The organism is Bhargavaea massiliensis (assembly GCF_018390575.1).
GTDB classification, from domain to species: domain Bacteria; phylum Bacillota; class Bacilli; order Bacillales_A; family Planococcaceae; genus Bhargavaea; species Bhargavaea massiliensis.
In genome coordinates this window covers 1-468 of sequence record NZ_JAHBCJ010000023.1, presented here as the reverse complement: position 1 = coordinate 468, position 468 = coordinate 1, and the positions used below count along the sequence as shown (strand labels likewise).

The following is a 468-nucleotide window of genomic DNA, read 5'->3' as shown; positions in this document are numbered from 1 at the left end:
CTTATTGGTGGTCGAATACCGGAGTTCCTGTCCGTTTGGACAGATATAGGCATTCCTTTCGGAATCGTAGTGGAACTCGCTCTTTCTCAGATATCCTTTTTTACCGCGGGGCCTCGGTAAGGCAGACAAGGGCGGATTCCATCATCGATCATGACCTTTGCGATATGAGGCGTCTTATATCCAGCATCTGCAGCAACGGCAAGCGGCTTACCGACTTTCTCTTTGACGACATTCAGCAACGGTTCGAAGATATGGCTGTCATGGACATTACCCGGTGTCACGATTGAAGCGAGGAAGAAGCCGTTCCGGTCAGTGGTTGCGTGATTGGAATAGGCGAATGAACGAAAAGTCGAGATGGCTTTCTCGAGCTTCCTGACCAGGTGGTCCTCCGGGACCATCTCATCAAGCGAGATCATTTCCAGTTGATCACGATTGGTTCCATTCGATTTTGACAACATGTTCATCACC

General features: G+C 49.6%; 1 protein-coding gene. It reads right to left on the bottom strand.

Translation table 11 applies throughout. The annotated features are described in order from the left end of the window. Nucleotides 1-86: 86 nt before the first annotated feature. On the bottom strand, nt 87-468 hold a 382-nt coding region (locus KHA84_RS15195), incomplete at its 5' end, for a transposase (protein ID WP_213424355.1).